This is a genomic window from Bacteroides sp. NSJ-48 (assembly GCF_014287405.1).
GTDB classification, from domain to species: Bacteria; Bacteroidota; Bacteroidia; order Bacteroidales; family Bacteroidaceae; genus Bacteroides; species Bacteroides stercoris.
Genome location: NZ_JACOOD010000062.1, coordinates 1 through 18,092, shown reverse-complemented (window position 1 = coordinate 18,092; position 18,092 = coordinate 1). Strand labels below are relative to the sequence as shown.

Annotated in this window: 10 protein-coding genes, 1 rRNA gene and 1 pseudogene; 11 read left to right on the top strand and 1 reads right to left on the bottom strand. The window is 40.2% G+C overall.

What is annotated here, in order from left to right:
- The first annotated feature begins 6 nt into the window (after positions 1-6).
- Positions 7-117 (top strand): 5S ribosomal RNA (gene rrf, locus H8S52_RS18340).
- Positions 118-1,187: 1,070 nt separating this feature from the next.
- Positions 1,188-1,301 (top strand): annotated as a pseudogene (locus H8S52_RS18335) (GNAT family N-acetyltransferase); the annotation flags it as partial.
- Positions 1,302-1,703: 402 nt separating this feature from the next.
- Here the strand turns inward: H8S52_RS18335 and H8S52_RS18330 are convergent.
- Positions 1,704-2,906 (bottom strand): ROK family transcriptional regulator, encoded by a 1,203-nt coding sequence (locus tag H8S52_RS18330; RefSeq protein ID WP_117667771.1) that lies wholly within the window; start codon positions 2,904-2,906, stop codon positions 1,704-1,706.
- 324 nt (positions 2,907-3,230) lie between these two features.
- Between H8S52_RS18330 and H8S52_RS18325 the strand changes: the two genes are divergently transcribed.
- From H8S52_RS18325 to H8S52_RS18285, 9 genes are all read left to right on the top strand, one after another.
- On the top strand, positions 3,231-4,310 hold the full coding sequence (locus H8S52_RS18325) for a DUF4434 domain-containing protein (RefSeq protein WP_117740755.1): 1,080 nt from the start codon (positions 3,231-3,233) through the stop codon (positions 4,308-4,310).
- A gap of 59 nt (positions 4,311-4,369) precedes the next feature.
- Entirely contained in the window at positions 4,370-5,746 is a 1,377-nt protein-coding gene (locus H8S52_RS18320) for a calcineurin-like phosphoesterase C-terminal domain-containing protein (RefSeq protein WP_255470122.1), read from the top strand.
- 28 nt (positions 5,747-5,774) lie between these two features.
- Positions 5,775-7,181 carry a sugar porter family MFS transporter gene (locus H8S52_RS18315; RefSeq protein ID WP_117667182.1) on the top strand — a complete coding sequence of 469 codons (1,407 nt, stop codon included), beginning with the start codon at positions 5,775-5,777 and terminating at the stop codon, positions 7,179-7,181.
- Positions 7,182-7,198: 17 nt separating this feature from the next.
- Complete coding sequence (locus H8S52_RS18310; RefSeq protein WP_117667180.1) at positions 7,199-8,713, top strand: ADP-ribosylglycohydrolase family protein; 1,515 nt, start codon at positions 7,199-7,201, stop codon at positions 8,711-8,713.
- A gap of 36 nt (positions 8,714-8,749) precedes the next feature.
- Positions 8,750-9,931 carry an AGE family epimerase/isomerase gene (locus H8S52_RS18305; protein ID WP_186910355.1) on the top strand — a complete coding sequence of 394 codons (1,182 nt, stop codon included), beginning with the start codon at positions 8,750-8,752 and terminating at the stop codon, positions 9,929-9,931.
- A 27-nt stretch (positions 9,932-9,958) separates the two neighbouring features.
- The gene (locus tag H8S52_RS18300) at positions 9,959-13,063 is read left to right on the top strand and encodes a TonB-dependent receptor (protein ID WP_117956050.1); all 3,105 of its coding nucleotides are present in this window, start codon (positions 9,959-9,961) and stop codon (positions 13,061-13,063) included.
- A gap of 11 nt (positions 13,064-13,074) precedes the next feature.
- Positions 13,075-14,712 (top strand): RagB/SusD family nutrient uptake outer membrane protein, encoded by a 1,638-nt coding sequence (locus tag H8S52_RS18295; protein WP_117740761.1) that lies wholly within the window; start codon positions 13,075-13,077, stop codon positions 14,710-14,712.
- A 14-nt stretch (positions 14,713-14,726) separates the two neighbouring features.
- Positions 14,727-16,145, top strand: a complete 1,419-nt coding sequence (locus H8S52_RS18290; RefSeq protein WP_186910354.1) for a DUF5018 domain-containing protein — start codon at positions 14,727-14,729, stop codon at positions 16,143-16,145.
- A gap of 114 nt (positions 16,146-16,259) precedes the next feature.
- The gene (locus H8S52_RS18285) at positions 16,260-17,936 is read left to right on the top strand and encodes a DUF4434 domain-containing protein (RefSeq protein WP_117667172.1); all 1,677 of its coding nucleotides are present in this window, start codon (positions 16,260-16,262) and stop codon (positions 17,934-17,936) included.
- Positions 17,937-18,092 lie beyond the last annotated feature (156 nt).

Sequence of the window (18,092 nt, the reverse complement as noted above, 5' to 3'; positions counted from 1 at the left end):
CCTTATTCAGGTGACTATAGCACTGAGGTTCCACCTCTTCCCATTCCGAACAGAGAAGTTAAGCTCAGTCACGCCGATGGTACTGCGTAACAGTGGGAGAGTAGGTAGTCGCCGTTTTTTTAGAGAGAAGCCCTTGTATCGGAAGATGCAGGGGCTTTCTTGTTTTCGGGCTATCATTCCGAACAGAGAAGTTAAGTTCATTTGTCTGCCTTGCCTTGTTTTGCTTGCTTTTCTTTTCTTTGTTTTGCTTGCTTTCTTGGGGTCAGCAGATTTTTAGTGGGGATTATTTTATACTTGTGAAGTATTTCTCTTTCTTTGCTTTTAGGATATTATATCGTATCACATCATACCCATATCACATCATATATCTGGCAAGCATCTCCTCTTATATCCTTCTGTTCTTATGTCTAAAAGAATGCTATGCATCCGTTTATTTGCCCCTTTCATCTCTCTTTATGGTAACTTTTGATTATGAAATCCGTTGAAAATAAGAATTTTAAGATTAGTGTCAATAGATGTATACTTGCATCTTGCACTAAAATTTATGAAATTAGCGAGATTGGACAATCATATATTTGTATAAACTCTATATATTTACAAATTATATAGTTATAGATGAAAAGTAGCATTGAAAATATATACAAGCTGAAAGTTAATCAAATAATTGATTACATAAAGTTTAATTTGCATCAGCCATTGCAATTGAATGTAATAGCCGATATAGTAAATGTGTCTCAACGGCAATTGCTTTGTATGATGAGCTCTGTTCTGAATGAACCATTATACCCTTATGTGGCAAGGCAACATGTAGAACGGTCTGTACTATATATGCAAACTGAAGACATGAGTTTACAGAATTTGATTGGGTTAGTCGGCTACGATAACCCGTAATTGTTCTCCAAAGCATTTAAGAAATAATTTGGTATTTCTCCCAAAACATATATCAGTAGATTAAGGATGTGATTAAAAGAGTGCGAACATAATAGAAAGGAGTGTGAATTGCATGCTGAACTCCAAAGTTTCGAAGGACTATATTTAGTGTATATGCGTATATGGGGCAAATATGGAGGGACAGAACTTTATACAACAGCCTGGAGTACATTTTGAGGAATACATCAATTATTCAAAAGAGAATAAAGAATAGAATATCACAAAAATATACATATACCGATAAAATAAACTAAGTCATGGAAAATAGCTTATCTAAATACATCATTCTAACAGAAGAAAACATGGCCAAAGAGCATATCTGCTGTGCATTCTCTGATAAAAAATGCACAGCAGGTTATGAGTTGAAAAAGGGAAGTGATTCGCTTTAAGCGCATCCGGTTTAGCTGGTCATTGGGAGGTCAGTACCTACTAATGACGTTATCGTAGAATATGTTGGAGAGCTCTGAGATTAGTTGACTTTTCCTTTTGCTTTTTTGTCCCTATCTTAGGGGCTATTTTCCAAAATCTTCGTTATGTTCGTAATATTTCCGAGTATATCTATAGATTCCATCTTCCCTTTATTAACAGTTTAATAATTTGTATTTTCGAATTTCACAATATGAGGCAGTATTGGAAATCGGTTATCATGATGCAGGTTTATTCTGTGCTTTTATCAGTAACTAACTACCGCCTTGCTTTTTCAATTTATTGTATATGATGGTTGCATTCTTGATATACTCTTTGTCAATCCCATTATACCGGCAGCGTCCATCTTAAATTTCGAACATTCTGCTCCGTGCCAGCATGCAGGCCCCAACTACCCCAGCCTTGTCTTTTAGCTTGGAAACAGTCACCGTGGCGTCTTTGTTGACTAGATTCAATGAGTATTTCCTTATTGCTGTTTTAATTGGCTGCACTATATAGTCTCCTGTCGATGATAGTGTACCTCCGATTATTACTAGTTCCGGATTGAATATGCTTATTAATCCAGCTATTTGCCTTCCCAGTTTTTGGCCTATTTCCTCCACTATCTCAATGCATAGTAAGTCCTCTTTGTTGACTGCGGTGATGATTTCATCCAATGTGGGCGGATTTTCTGCGGTCCGTTTTGAAAGTATGGAGCTTTCTCCGCTACCGATTCTTTCTAACAGGATGCGGTGCAGTGCCGACCCTGAGGCTTCCGTTTCCAGGCACCCTTTTTTGCCGCAGTGGCACAGTATTTCATTGTCGAAAACATTGACGTGTCCGAACTCTCCGGAAAATCCGGATTTTCCCGTGTATACCTTTCCGTCTATGATGATGCCGATTCCGAGCCCCCAGCTTATATTGACAAAGATGATGTCTTTTTCCCCTTTGACGCATCCCTGCATGTGCTCTCCATAGGTCATGGCCCTTGTGTCGTTGTCTATGCAGACCGGGTATCCTATCCTTTCAGTCAGTATATCTGCCAAAGGACACTCTGAAAAGTTGAACATGCTGAAACTATATCCTGATTCCGGATTTACCCTTCCGGAGATGTTGATGCAGATATTCATTATCTTCTTGTCGTTGATTTCCGTTCCCTTTATGAAGCTTCGGATGAGTGCACACAGTTCGTCCAAAGCTTCCTGTGTATTTTCGAACTTGTACGGTATGTTCATCCTGATTTCCACCATATCCCCCTTGAAATTGATCAGTCCGATGTTTATGGCAAATTTCTTAATGTCTACCCCAATGAAGTATCCTGATTCCGGGTTGAGTCCGTATAGACTTGGATGGCGGCCGCTACTAGTCTCCAGTTTCCCGTAGTCGTTAATATAGTTGTCTTCACACATTTCATTGATGAATTTGGTGGTTGTGGGCACACTAAGATCGAGTTCCTTGGCCAAATCGGTAATAGTGGAGCTTCCATTATATATATAATGTGTGATGATCCTTTTTTTCAAGAGTGCATTCTTGCTCCCGGCTTCCATTTCTTTTAATAAATTCTGTTTCATATATATGTGTTTTTATATTATTTGCTCTATTTGATTTAATATATTGATATATTTGGCTTAATTAGTTTGAAGTATTGTTTATTTAATTTGTTATTATATAAATTATTTAGTATATACACATTAATATGTGTTAAGAATTGGTTATATATTAATCAAATACTTTATTAATTATTGCAAAGATAATAAATATATATATATTTGCAGCATGATAATTGAATAATAACAATTAATATCTAAAACAATGGAAAGCATAATTGATTTTTATCTTAAAAAAGCGTATTCAATAGGTTTTATATATAATAGTTTATCTTAATTTTATTAATAATGAAAACACGCAGGGATTTTTTAAAGAGGACCGCTTTGTTGGGTGCGTCTGCATTCATAGCCCCTTCATTGTTAGGGCGAGAGAGTGATGGAGATTGTTTCTTTTCTCAAGAGTCTACCTCTTCCATGCTGGTCCCCATGGGTGATGCACTTAAAATTACCGGCACGTTCTTGGATGAGATATCCCATGATATTCCCCATCAGAATTGGGGGGAAAGGGAATGGGATCAGGATTTTCGGTATATGCGGAGTATTGGAATTGACACGGTCATAATGATCCGGTCGGGCTATCGCAAATTCATCACTTATCCTTCAGCGCATTTATTGAGCAAAGGGTGTTATATGCCTTCTGTCGATTTGCTGGATATGTTCCTTCGCCTAGCGGATAAGTACAGCATGAAGTTTTACTTTGGTCTCTATGATTCAGGACGTTACTGGGATACGGGTGACCTTTCTTGGGAGATAGAGGATAACAAATACGTGATAGACGAGGTCTGGCGGAACTATGGCAGCAAATACAAGAGTTTTGGAGGTTGGTATATTAGCGGTGAGATAAGCCGTGCCACTAAGGGAGCTATCGATGCTTTCCATGCTATGGGCAAGCAGTGCAAGGACGTTTCCGGAGGTCTGCCCACTTTCATCTCGCCGTGGATTGACGGGAAAAAGGCTGTGATGGGTACAGATAAGTTGACAAAGGAGGATGCGGTTTCTGTTCAGGAGCATGAAAGGGAGTGGAATGAAATTTTCGATGGCATTCATGATGTGGTTGACGCCTGTGCTTTTCAAGACGGACATATCGATTACGATGAACTGGATGCTTTCTTTACGGTGAACAAAAAGCTGGCTGATAAGTATGGCATGAAATGTTGGACAAACGCTGAAACCTTTGATCGTGACATGCCCATCGACTTTTTGCCTATTAAGTTTGACAAGTTACGGATGAAGCTAGAGGCTGCCAAGCGAGCCGGTTATGACAAGGCCATCACTTTTGAGTTTTCTCATTTTATGAGTCCTCAATCAGCATATTTGCAGGCAGGACACTTGTATAATAGGTATAAGGAATATTTCAATATTAAGTGATTATGAATTTTATGCTCAGATTGTTTTGCAGTTGTTGTCTGTTCTTGGTTGTCTCAATCATGCAGGCTGCAATTTATCCAGATCCCGTTGAAGGCGTGGTGACCTGTAAAGGCAAAGGGCTTGCTGGTGTTGTGGTGACAGATGGTTTTGACGTGGTGCTGACTGATGCTCAGGGGCGTTATGAGTTGCCGCGCAACCGGGATGCTCGGTTTGTATATCTTTCCACGCCTGCAGGTTATCTGCCGCAAGAGGGTGGTGGGCATATCGCTTTCTTTTTCCCGCTTGAGAAAGGCCGTTTAAAGTATGATTTTGAATTGAAGAGGAATCTGAAAGATGATATGAAGCATGTGTTTATGGTACAGACTGATGTGCAAGTCAGCTGTCAGGAGCATTTAGACAGTTATCGTTCTTATGTAGGTAAGGCACGAGCCTTTATGGAAAAGTATGCCAAGGAGCGTGATGCCTTCGTGTTGGATTGTGGTGACATTGTGGGTAATACTCCTAATTTATACCTAGATTACATTCAAGTGTCTGGCGGTCTGGGATTGCCTGTTTACCGTATCATAGGAAATCATGATATGGAAATAGGTGTACGTTCTTTTGAACATTCATACAAGACTTATGAGGACTATTTTGGTCCCATTTATTATTCTTTCAATCGTGGAATGGCACATTATATTATACTAGACAATTGTTTTTATATCAATAGGGATTATCGTTATATAGGTTACATTGATGAACGTACCCTGCAATGGATGGAGAAAGATTTGGCTTTGGTGCCGAAAGATCATCTGGTATTTGTAATGATGCATATTCCTTCCAGTACTACCAAGGACATCAAGTTCAATGCCTTGCTGCCTGACGAGACAAGCAATGCCAATAGTCTGTATGCTTTGCTGAAAGACCATGAGGCACACCTCATTACCGGACATACACATGTGAACGGTAACGTGGTGTTCAACGACCGGTTAATGGAACACAATACAGCTGCTGTATGTGCAGGTTTTTGGAAATCCATGCTTTGTTCTGACGGTACCCCCCAAGGCTTTGGACTTTATGAGGTAGATGGTAATCAGGTGAAGTGGTACTACAAAGCGGTAGATTATCCGCTGGAATACCAGTTTCAGGCTTATGCTCCGGGTAGTTCGAAAGAGTTTCCCGAAGAAGTGCTGGCCAATGTTTGGAATTGGGATGAGCAGTGGAAGGTAGAGTGGATCGAGAATGGTACTTGTATGGGTGAGATGACCCGTTGTGAAGGTTTGGATCCGGCTGCTGTAGAAGCTTTTTCCGATCGTGAAAAGATGGGAGCACCTTGGGTGAATGCTTTCCCTACCAATCATTTGTTTAAGGCTGTTCCTAAAGATAAAAAGGCTCGCATAGAAGTACTGGTGACCGATCGCTTCGGTTCTGTTTATAAGCAACTTGTAAAAGAATAATTTGAATTTAATCGATAAATTTTATACTATGAAATCTTCAGTCAATATTGGTTATGTAGTTTTCTTGTCTGTTGTGGCAGCTTTGGGAGGATTTCTTTTCGGATATGATACAGCAGTCATTTCCGGTACCATTGCCAAGGTAACCGCTCAGTTTAATTTAGATACCATGTCGTCAGGGTGGTATGTGGGCTGTGCGTTGATAGGTTCCATTGTAGGAGTGCTCTTTGCTGGTATTTTAAGTGACAAGCTTGGTCGTAAACGTACCATGATTCTGTCGGCCATACTCTTTTCTATGTCTGCTATCGGTTGTGCGGTATGTGCAGATTTCAATCAGTTGGTGGTTTACCGTATTGTCGGAGGTGTAGGTATCGGTGTGGTTTCCATTGTGTCCCCTCTTTATATATCCGAGGTGTCGGTAGCTCAGTACCGTGGACGCTTGGTATCACTTTATCAATTAGCGGTTACCATTGGCTTTTTAGGAGCTTATCTAATGAATTATCAGTTGCTTATGTATGCTGAGACCCATGCAGGAGCTGCCGATAACTGGTTTAACTGGATTTTTGTGAATGAAGTATGGAGAGGAATGTTGGGAATGGAGACTTTGCCTGCTTTGCTGTTCTTTGTCATTGTCTTCTTTATTCCGGAAAGTCCGCGTTGGCTGATTGTCCGCAATCGTGAAGAGCGTGCGGTCAATATTTTGGAGCACATTTACAGCTCTTCCAAAGAAGCGTTGGTGCAATTGAACGAAACGAAGTCTGTTCTTACTTCCGAAATCCAATCAGAGTGGTCCTTGCTTTTGTCGCCGGGTATTATGAAAGCCGTTATTATTGGTGTATGTATAGCCATCCTCGGACAGTTTATGGGAGTGAATGCAGTCTTGTATTATGGTCCTTCCATCTTTGAAGGGGCTGGCCTTTCCGGTGGCGATTCCTTGTTCTATCAGGTGTTGGTGGGGCTGGTCAATACCCTGACTACTGTACTGGCTCTTGCCATTATTGATAAAGTGGGTCGTAAGAAATTGGTGTATTACGGTGTTTCAGGCATGATTCTTTCATTGGTATTGATAGGCTTTTATTTTATTGCCGGAGAATCATGGGGCATTTCAAGCCTATTCCTGCTAGTTTTCTTTTTGTTCTATGTGTTTTGCTGTGCGGTTTCCATTTGCGCAGTCGTGTTTGTATTGCTTTCCGAAATGTATCCAATCCGGGTGCGTGGACTGGCCATGTCCATTGCCGGTTTTGCATTGTGGATAGGTACATACCTGATTGGGCAGCTTACCCCCTGGATGCTCCAAAATCTTACCCCCGCCGGAACATTCTTCCTGTTTGCTGCCATGTGTATTCCCTACATGCTGATAGTTTGGAAACTGGTGCCGGAGACCACCGGAAAATCATTGGAAGAGATTGAACGTTATTGGATGAAAACAAAAAATTGACCTTAATAATAGATATGATGAAAATTAGAAAAATTTTATTGAGTGGTTGTTTGGTGGTAACTTTATGCTCATGTGGTGGTTCTCAAAACGAGAATTTGAATCTTACTCTATCAAAAGATGCTCTGTTTGATAAGGTAAAAGGTGCTTGGGCCGGTCAGGTTATCGGCTGTACGTATGGAGGTCCTACAGAGTTCCGCTATCTGTCTACTATGATTCCGGATTCGATAGTGATGCCTTGGGGACCGGGTGAAATAAAAAAATGGTTTGATGGTGGTGGCGGTTTGTACGATGATGTGTATGTGGATTTAACCTTCATCGAAACCATGGAGCGTTGTGGCTTGGATACCCCTGCTGATTCTTTTGCCGTAGATTTCTTAGCCAAAGAATATCCTTTGTGTCATGCCAATCAGCAGGCCAGATACAACCTCTTGCATGGTTTATCTGCTCGCGAAAGTGGTTATTGGAAAAACAATCCGCATGCCAATTGCTTGGATTTCCAGATTGAAGCCGATTTTGCCGGTATTGTAACACCGGGTATGGTGAATAGTGCAGTCGATATCTGCGACCGTGCTGGGCACATCATGGCTTGTGGCGACGGTTGGTATGGTGGTGTATATGTAGCGGCCATGTATTCCTTGGCTTATGTGAGCAATGACGTGAATTTCATTGTTACGGAAGCATTGAAGTCGGTACCGGCTGAAAGTAAGTTCCATGAATGCATGAGCGACGTTATCTGTTGGCATCAGCAATATCCTACAGACTGGAAAAAATGTTGGCAAGAGATTGAAAACAAATGGGGAACCGCCGATATCGCTTGTCCCGATGGTGTAGAAGTACCTTTTAATATTGAAGCCTACGTGAATGGTGCCTACATTGTCTTGGGCCTGCTGTATGGTGAAGGCGATTTTGAACGTACCATTGATATTTCTACACGTGCCGGTCAGGATTCAGATTGTAATCCAGCTTCTTCAGGTGGTATCATTGCTACCATGTTGGGTTATAACCAATTGCCTGAAAAATATAGAACCGTTTTGATGGAAGTAGCCGATCGTCCTTTCAATAATACTGTAAGTTTTAATAAAGGTTGCGAGTTGAGTTACGGACAGGCATTACGTTTTATTGAACGCGAGGGGGGGAAGGTGAATCAGGATGTGATAGAAATCAACTATCAGGAACCGAAAGCCGCACCGCTTGAAATCAGCTTTGAAGGATTGAAGCTTGATAAGCGCATATCTATAGAGAATTGGGTAGCTAAGTTCCCGGAAATTAAATTCCATGGTATAGGTGCTGTTATCAAGGGAGCCGTGCAAGGTGAAAATGTTCCTGAAGATTATGTCGCTCAGTTAGAAGTTTACTTTAACGATAAACTGGTAGAAACTTGCGAGTTGCCTTTGAAGTACAATCACCGTAAACATGAATTGTTCTTCAACTATGAACAGCCTGAAGGAGATTACACGCTGACTTGTAAATGGTTAAATCCAGTGAAAAGTGCTGATATTTGGGTGAGAGAAGTGGTGACTTATACGAAGTAAGAACATATTATATTAACCATTAAATAAGTCAATATTATGGTAGATTTTAAACAGTTAGCAGAACAGTATAAGGAAGAACTGCTGGATCGGGTACTTCCTTTTTGGTTGGAACATTCACAAGATGCCGAGTTCGGCGGATACTTCACTTGCTTGAACCGCGATGGATCTGTGTTCGATACAGATAAGTTCATTTGGTTGCAAGGTCGTGAAGTATGGCTTTTCTCCATGCTTTATAATAAAGTAGAGAAGCGTCAGGAGTGGCTCGATTGTGCTATTCATGGAGGAGAATTCCTGAAAAAGTACGGTCACGATGGTAATTATAATTGGTATTTTTCTCTAGATCGCCAAGGCAACCCGTTGGTTGAGCCTTATAACATATTCTCTTACACCTTTGCCACCATGGCTTTTGGTCAGTTAAGCTTGGCCACTGGTAATCAAGAATATGCTGATATAGCCAAAAAGACTTTTGATATTGTTTTGTCAAAGGTAGATAATCCGAAAGGCAAGTGGAACAAGCTGCATCCCGGAACTCGTAATCTGAAGGGCTTTGCCTTGCCCATGATTCTTTGTAATTTGGCATTGGAAATAGAACATTTGCTCGATGAAGATTTCTTGGTGAAAACCATGGATGTATGTATACATGAGGTGATGGAAGCTTTCTTGCGTCCGGAATTAGGCGGTATTATTGTAGAAAATCTGAATGGTGACAATTCGTTGGTTGATTGTTTTGAAGGTCGTCAGGTAACTCCCGGTCATGCCATTGAAGCCATGTGGTTTATCATGGATTTAGGCAAGCGTTTGAACCGTCCGGAATTGATAGCAAAGGCTAAGGACACAGCTTTGAAAATGTTGGAGTATGGTTGGGACAAGGAATTCAGTGGTATTTATTACTTCATGGACCGCAAAGGTTGTCCTCCCCAGCAGTTGGAATGGGATCAGAAATTATGGTGGGTACACATTGAAACCTTGATTTCCATGTTGAAAGGTTATCAGTTTACAGGCGATGAAAGATGCCTGGAATGGTTTGAAAAAGTACACGATTACACATGGACGCATTTTAAGGATGCCGAACATCCTGAATGGTATGGTTATCTGAACCGTCGTGGGGAAGTGCTCTTACCGTTGAAGGGTGGAAAGTGGAAAGGCTGTTTCCATGTGCCAAGAGGACTCTATCAATGTTGGAAGACATTGGAATACATTTATTTGGATAAGAAATGATACTAATTAATAAAATTCTAATATAAAATGAAAAACAAGTATTTTTGTTGGCTATTCTTGTTATTTGCTTTGATTAGTGCTGGCGCTAATGCTCAGGTGAAGGTAGAGGGTAGTGTATTCGACGAGATGGATAATCCGTTGATTGGTGTGTCTGTGTTTACAGAGAATCGTAAGGCAGGTACGGTGACCGATGTGGATGGTCATTTCTCTATTACCGTGCCGAACACAAGGGAAATCTTAACCTTTTCTTATGTGGGTTATACTACCCAAAAAGTGACTTTGAAAGGTCGAAAACTTTTGAAGGTGGTTTTGAAAGAAGACTCAGAACTGCTGGACGAGGTAGTAGTGGTAGGTTACGGTACACAGAAGAAAGGTAGTGTTACCGGTGCTATCTCTCAAGTAGGTAACAAAGAATTGAAGATGGCTCCTAGTGGTTCTCTTTCTAATATGTTGGCCGGTCGTTTGCCGGGTTTGATTACAAAGCAGAGCAGTGGTCAACCGGGTCAAGATGGATCTAGTTTGTATATCCGTGGTAATGGTGCTGGTGACGGTGACCCTTTGATTGTTGTCGATGGTGTTGTAACGGACTATTTTCCCTCATTCTCACAAGATGAAGTAGAATCAATTACTATCTTGAAGGATGCTACTGCAGCTGCTGTATATGGTGTGCGCGCTGCTGCCGGTGTTATTTTGGTGACTACGAAACGTGGTACAGTACAGAAGCCTACGGTTACCGTGAATTCTTCGGTTACTTTAAGTCAGAATACAAATTTTCCGGAATTCCTAAATGGTCCCGATTTTGCGTATTGGTACAATACAGCACAGCGTATGGATGGAGTAGCAGAAGAAAGTTTGCGCTTTTCCGCTGATGAAATAGCTCGTATTGAAAATCCTGGCTCTGACGAACAGGTATATGGTAATACCGATTGGTTTGATTTGCTTTTCAAAGATGTTGCTCCTACTTATACTAATAATGTATCTGTATCAGGTGGTACAGATAAATTAAAGTTCTTTGCTTCTGTTGGAGCTTATAATCAAAAGGGTATCATTGATAAAACTTCTTATGATAAGTATAACTTCCGTTCCAATATGGATGCAAAGATTACCGATAATTTTGATTTGTCTTTAGGCTTGTCTGGTTATGTTTCTACAGATAGCGAGCCGGGGGCTGGTGCCGGTCCGGGTACTTATGCTTCTATTTTCCAGCAGGCTATGCTGTCTTACCCTTACTTGCGCTCTGAATACAACGGTCTTCCTGTCGGTAGCTTGAACTTGGATGGTAACGGTAATAACAACCCTATTGCCGCTCGTGACCTTTCTGGTAAGAATACTAATAAGAAAACTTATTTCCAAGGAAATGTCTCTATGAAGTGGCAATTGCCAGTTAAAGGATTAAGTGTGAAGTTGAATGGTTCATATGTGAAGCATTATGCTATGCGTAAGAAATATTTTTTGCCTTATGATTTGAATTGTTGGAATCAAAGTACTCGTAGTTGGGGGGTTGAAAAAGGCAGAATTGCTAGTACAGCGTCCTTGAACCAGTGGTTTACTGAAACAGAGGAATATACCATTCAGCCAGCGATTGAATACGCTAATAACTTCGGGAAACATGCTGTATCTGGTTTGTTTTTGTATGAATTTACAAATTCTAAATTTTCAAGTTTATCAGCGGGTAGAGAAGATTTTCCTATTACCGATATCATGGATATGTCATGGGGACAAAAAGTTAACGATAATTTGGTGAAGGGTGGTCATGGCATAGATAAACGTGCCGGTTATGTTTTGCGTTTGAATTATTCTTATGATGATAAGTACTTATTGGAAATAACAAGTAGAATCGATGCTTCGACGGCCTTGCCTAAGAAGTACAGATGGGGTGTATTTCCCGGTGTCTCTGTAGGATGGCGTGTTTCTCAAGAAGACTTTTTTAAGGAAGCCGTTCCTTTTATGGAAAATTTGAAGATTCGCGCATCGGCAGGACGTTTGGGTAGTGATAGAGCTATTAGTAATACAATGACTTATTTTTCAACCGCTAGTTTGTCTACAGACCCTATTGTTTTGTTCGGTAATACACCTCAAAAGTATTTGGGTATCAGTCGTCCAGTTAACCCCTTATTGAAATGGGAGTTGACAGATACGTATAATGTGGGTATTGAGTCAAGTATGTGGAATGGCCTGTTGGGGGTAGAATTAGATGTGTTCTACATGAAGACAACCCGTTCATTGGAATCGCAGTCTGCCAGCTTCCCACCTTCTTTGGGAGATTATTATCCTGCTTATACGAATTATGGCTCTCATGATAATCGTGGTTTTGAATTGGTGTTGACACACCATAATTGTATTAAAAATTTTAGCTACAATGTTCGTGGTAACATTTCATGGGCACGTAATAAGATTTTAAAAATGACAGAAGATCCTAATGTACCTAATTATATGCGTAGTACTGGACGTCCGATGGGTGAGTATTGGGGATTTGTAGCAGAAGGTTTGTTCCAGACGGAAGAAGAAATTGCACACAGCGCAGTTTATGGTCCTACACTTCCTGGTGATATTAAACTGAAAGATATCAACGGTGATGGTAAGATTACCTATGATCAGGATAGAGTACCCATCGGTCGTAGTAGTACACCGGAAATGATGTTTGGTTTAAATATCGGAGCTGAGTGGAAAGGTATAGATTTCTCTATGTTGTGGCAAGGTGCGGCTTTGTTTGATGTGAATCTCTGTGGAATGTATGCGAATGTAGGTTACGATAATACTTTCTATACAAAACCTTTTTATTGTGATGGTAATACTCCTTACTATTTGGTGGAAAACTCTTGGCGTCCTGATAATCCGGATGCAGAATATCCTCGTTTGGGTATTGTTTCACGGGATAATGGTGGTAAAATGTCTTCTTGGTGGGTGGAAAATGGTACCTACATACGTTTGAAAAGTATGCAGATTGGTTACACATTGCCATCTCAATGGGTTACACCGGCAGGCATTAAAAAAGTACGTTTTTATGTTTCTGGTGGTAACTTGTTAACATTTTCCCATTTGAAGCATTTGGATCCTGAAATGCCGAGTGTTAATCAAGGATACTATCCACAACAACGTACGTATGAATTGGGATTAAATGTTACATTCTAAAAATGAAGAAAATGAAATCAAAAAATAAAATTCTTGCTGTTACTGCATTCGCAATGCTGTCATTGATGGGGTGTAATATCGACCCAATTTTGACGGATAGTTATTCAGAGGATGTAGCTTGGTCAAATGTTGACAATTTACGTTTAAATTTAAATGGCTTTTATTCGTTGATTGGAGGTTATTACGGAAGTGAGGTAGAGAATGATGCATGTACGGATATTCTAAAGATGAATGGGCCACGTGATTCAGAAAACCTGTTTGTTTTTGGATCTGCTCCGATTACTCCTGCCGCTAATCCTTTCAATAATTGGGATAACCGTCATACATGGCAACTATCTTGCTGTAGATTCTTGCATAACTTGGCAGAACATAGAGGTAATTTTCCAGAGAGCATAGCTAATGAAGCTGAGGCTGAGGCCCGTTTTTTCCGTGCATTAGTGAATTTTGATTTGGCTAAAAGATTTGGTGCCAGCTTTATCTTGCATAAGGAACTTCCGGTAATGGGAGAAAAGAACCATGCTCGTTGTACTCCTGAAGAATGTTGGGATTTCATTTATGAAGACTTGACGTTTGCTGCGAAATATCTGCCCAAGCGTTGGGATGATGCTACCAAAGATCCTTGGGGAGAAGCTACTCATACTGGACGTGTCACTCAAGGTGCAGCTTGGGGAATGTTGGCTCGTGCCATGCTTTATGCGCAACGTTGGAAAGATGCATCCGATGCTGCTTTGGAAGTGAAGAAGTTAGGTTATGCTTTGTATAAGAATCCTAGCCGTCCAGATAAAGGTTACGGTGAATTGTTCATGAACAGAAGAAGTGCGCGTGTAGATAATAATGAAAGTATTATAGAATGTGGTTATTCTTATGATGATGAGATGGACTATTCGTTTGATTATTTTTATTGTCCACCCAGCGATGGAGGTTATGCAGAAGCCAGTCCTACTGAGGATTTGGTATCTGCTTACGAAATGGCAGATGGACGTGAGTTCAGTTGGTCTGATCCTACAATGAAAGCGAATCCGTATGTAGGTCGTGAACCGCGTTTCTATGCATCGATTCTTTATAACGGTGCACCTTGGAAGGGGCAAACGCTTTATACCTATGAGGGATGTAACGATGGTTATGCATTAGGAGGTGGTACTACCTGTACTGGTTATTATATGCGCAAGTTGTTTGATGAGAATTTACCTAAGAATGGCATAAGAGCAACGGACTTGACGTATTACTATATGCGTTATGCTGAAGTCTTGTTGATTTATGCAGAAGCTATGGCAGAACAAGGGGATATTCCTGCAGCATTGGAGGCCTTGAATGAAGTGCGTGCCAGAGTTGATTTGCCTGCAAAATCTGCTAAGAACAAGACTGAGTTTATGAAATTGCTTCGTCATGAAAGAATGATTGAGTTGGCTTTTGAAGGACATCGCTTTTGGGATATCCGCCGTTGGGGATTGGGTACAACATTGCTGAATGATGTTCATATGAAGGGAATCAAACCCACCAAGACTAGTGAAGGTACTTATGAATATAAAGTAGTGGATTGTGATGCCGGTTCTACGCGTGTATATTTGGAAAAATACAATCGTTTTCCTATTCCGTTGTCGGAATTGCAACAGAACACTGCATGTGAACAATTTGATGAGTGGAAATAATTAAATTTAAGGTTATGAAATTATTGAATAAACTTACGATATTAGCATGTCTGTTTATAGGAGCCTTGGCTTCTTGTGAGTCTCCTGATTTGGCTGAAGGACGAACAGATCAAGTCAATGGTTTGTTGAATGTTACTATTAAGATTCCGGGTAATCCTGCAGAATATTCGGCTACAAAGAAAGGTCCTTATGAGGAAAATGAAGAAATCACAGTAAAGGTGCCTACTACAGATGACGCTCCTTTGGATTTGACTCGTTTGATGTGTACAGTGAGTCTGGAACACAACTGTTATATGGAAAATCCATTTAAAGGCGAAACAGATTTCACCAATCCTGTATTTGTTACTGTTATTGATGTAAATGGTAATAAACATCACAATACGATTCGAATTTTACCCACGCCTCCGAAAACACGCTTCAGTAAGTTGTGGGATAAAAATGCCGTTGAGTTGAATATTGTTAGCCGTAATATCACTGGTTTGGCTATCAATGCTCAGGGATTGAATGTACAAGAGTACGATGGAAAGATTTATCGTTATGATATGAAGACAGGTTCTTCAGTTACTACTATCGAGGCAGCTCGCTCATTTATGATGAAAGCTGATACTGACGATGCCGGTCATTTGGTGACCGCTCGTGATAATACGTATGGTGCTGGATTTATGGTATATTATTATGATGAAACCAAGAAAGAACACATATTGTTGCTGGATTATACAGCAGGGGATGGTTGTCCGGATGATTTGGGTTATGAATTCAGCGTTATAGGAGATGTAACTTCAGGTAAAGCATTTATTTATGGTATGGCTCCAGGAATGATGACTATTTATTATTGGGAATTGCAGGATGGAGAATTGGTAACTCCTGCTAATCAACCGAACACATTGCGTTACGGACCTGCTGGTGGTAACTGGGATCGTGCTCAAGTACAACGTGCTTCATTGGATGATGATTCCGATCATTATTTGTCATTCTATTCCCCTTCTACAGCAGATGAAGATGATGAAACACAAGAAGGTAAGAAGGGTAGTCGTTTTCACATCTTCTCACCGTATATGGAAGTTACCGAGATGAATCCTCAAAGTCATGCCTATAAGATTTTGGACTTTAAGGTGTTTACTGTAAACAATGATGTATTTGTAGCATTCATAGAACAAGGTTATACAGCTTGGGCAAATGCCAGAGTTAAGGTGTTTGAAATTACTAAGCGTAGCATGATGGAACTTTCTCCGGAAGATGATGGTTACGATAAATTCTGTTTGTTCAGTGGTGATGAGATTGCACCTACCAACTATAATCGTTGGGGAGATATTGCAGTCTATAAGGAAGCCACTTCTACAGGATATGATATCTATATTGCATCTACTATTGTTGGCTATGATACAAACGAGTCAAGAATCAGAATGTATAAGATGAATTATTATCCGCAATAGTATTTAGTGCCAGTTCCTAAAGCATAGCGAATGTTATGCTTTAGGAATGGTTGAATACTGCGAGAAGTATTTCTTATAAATGAAACATGTAATTAACAGTTTGAAAATTCAATTATGGAAAGATCATTTTTATTATCAATATCAGCACTGTTTTTGGCATTTGTATCCTGCAGTGATGACATACATAAAGGATATAGAATCGATGGTTATGATTTGATTCTAGAGAAACAACAGATTATCAATCATACTAAGGCTGTGAAGTCTATTAACCCTTATGATGAATTAGCTTGTGAGATTTATGATATTTCTAATCCAGATAAAGAAGCTGGCAAAGCTTACTTGGATTATGAATTAGGAGATGACCCCAAAGAAGGGGCAGGCAGCTTTAAGCTGATGTATAACTTTACAGGACAATCCGAAGACGGTACACCTGAAAAGGTTTACTTTCAGCAGCGTTGGGGTGATTATCGTGTAGACTTGTCTTTCCATCCCCTAGGATTATCCATTTGGGTAAAAGGTAACCGCCATAATCAGAATGCTACTTTCCGTTTTATCATTATGGAAGACGAAAAGCAATTTAGCGCAGAAGCTCCTCACGATTACACTCGCAGACGTTGGTCTTATTTTGCTTATGAAGATACTGAAATTTTGTTGAAAGATGGTTGGACTCGTTTGATTATGCCTTATAGTGCATTTAAATTGTACAAGAAGGGTGAAGGTACCCAATCTGATACGCTGCTCATGAATCGCAACGAGGGCTTCCGTATTGAAATTGAAAATACTTCCGGCAAGGCTTGGGAAGGAGAATGCCAAATTGATAACTTGGAGCAGCTCACCTCTTATGAATTAAAGGGAGGTACACCTAAGTTCTCAAGTATTTTTATTCAGTTGAATAAAGATGCGTATGAGAATGAAGATTGGGATCAGCAATTTAGAGATAGTAAAGAAGTGGGTATTGATACGTGGATTATTCAGTATTCTCAGCAGTTTACCGGTAATCATGATGAAACCAATGTATCTTTCTATAAGAACACTAATTTGCCCTGGGTACAAGTGAAGTGTGACATCATCGATAAAATGTTTGAAGCTGCTGAACGCAATGGTATGAAAATCATTTTGGGATTGTATCCGGGTGATTATAGCAAGACCGACCCTACTGATCCTACTAAATACAACATCAATGCAGAACGGAATAAGATGTTGTTTGATGAGGTTTATGAACAATTTGGAAACAATCCTTGTCTGGTAGGTTGGTACATCACCGAAGAATTCCATGATGGTTCTTATCCGGTAGGATGGCAACAAGAACCGGCACTTTCTATGCTGGCTAAGTATTTGGAAGGTGTTGCTTCTTATATCAAGACTAAATCCAATAAGCCAGTATCTATTGCTCCTGCTTTATGGAGAGGTTTGCCGGCTGATCTTTGTGGACAATGGTTCGGACGTATTTTCAAACAGACTCCGAATATTGACCATCTTTATTTACAAGATATTGGTGGCCGTTGTTTGGTTGACTTTGATGTGGATTTGCCTAACTGGTATGCTGAAGTTAAAAAAGCTTGTGATGAGAATGGGGTTATATTTGGTGTGGATATCGAATCTTTCAAAAGCTGTAACTGTCCGAATGTTCCTTATAAGGCGAAAGATTGGGCTGAATTGAAAGAACAGTTGTTGGTGGCAGGTCTCTTTACAGAACACATCACCAACTTCAGTTGGGTTACCTTTAAGAAGGGAACCAATAACTATGAAGGATATAAAATTTACTTAAAGGAAAATAATCTGTTACCGTGAGTATTTAGAACTAAAATCTGCCGGATAATGCAGATTGGAGGTTGTGTCAAAACGTTGGCACAACCTCATTTATATTTTAAGTTCTGCTATATTTTCTTTTGGCTATGCTGCTTTTTCCTCATGCATTTGGCAACAAGTTGCTATATTCCAATTATA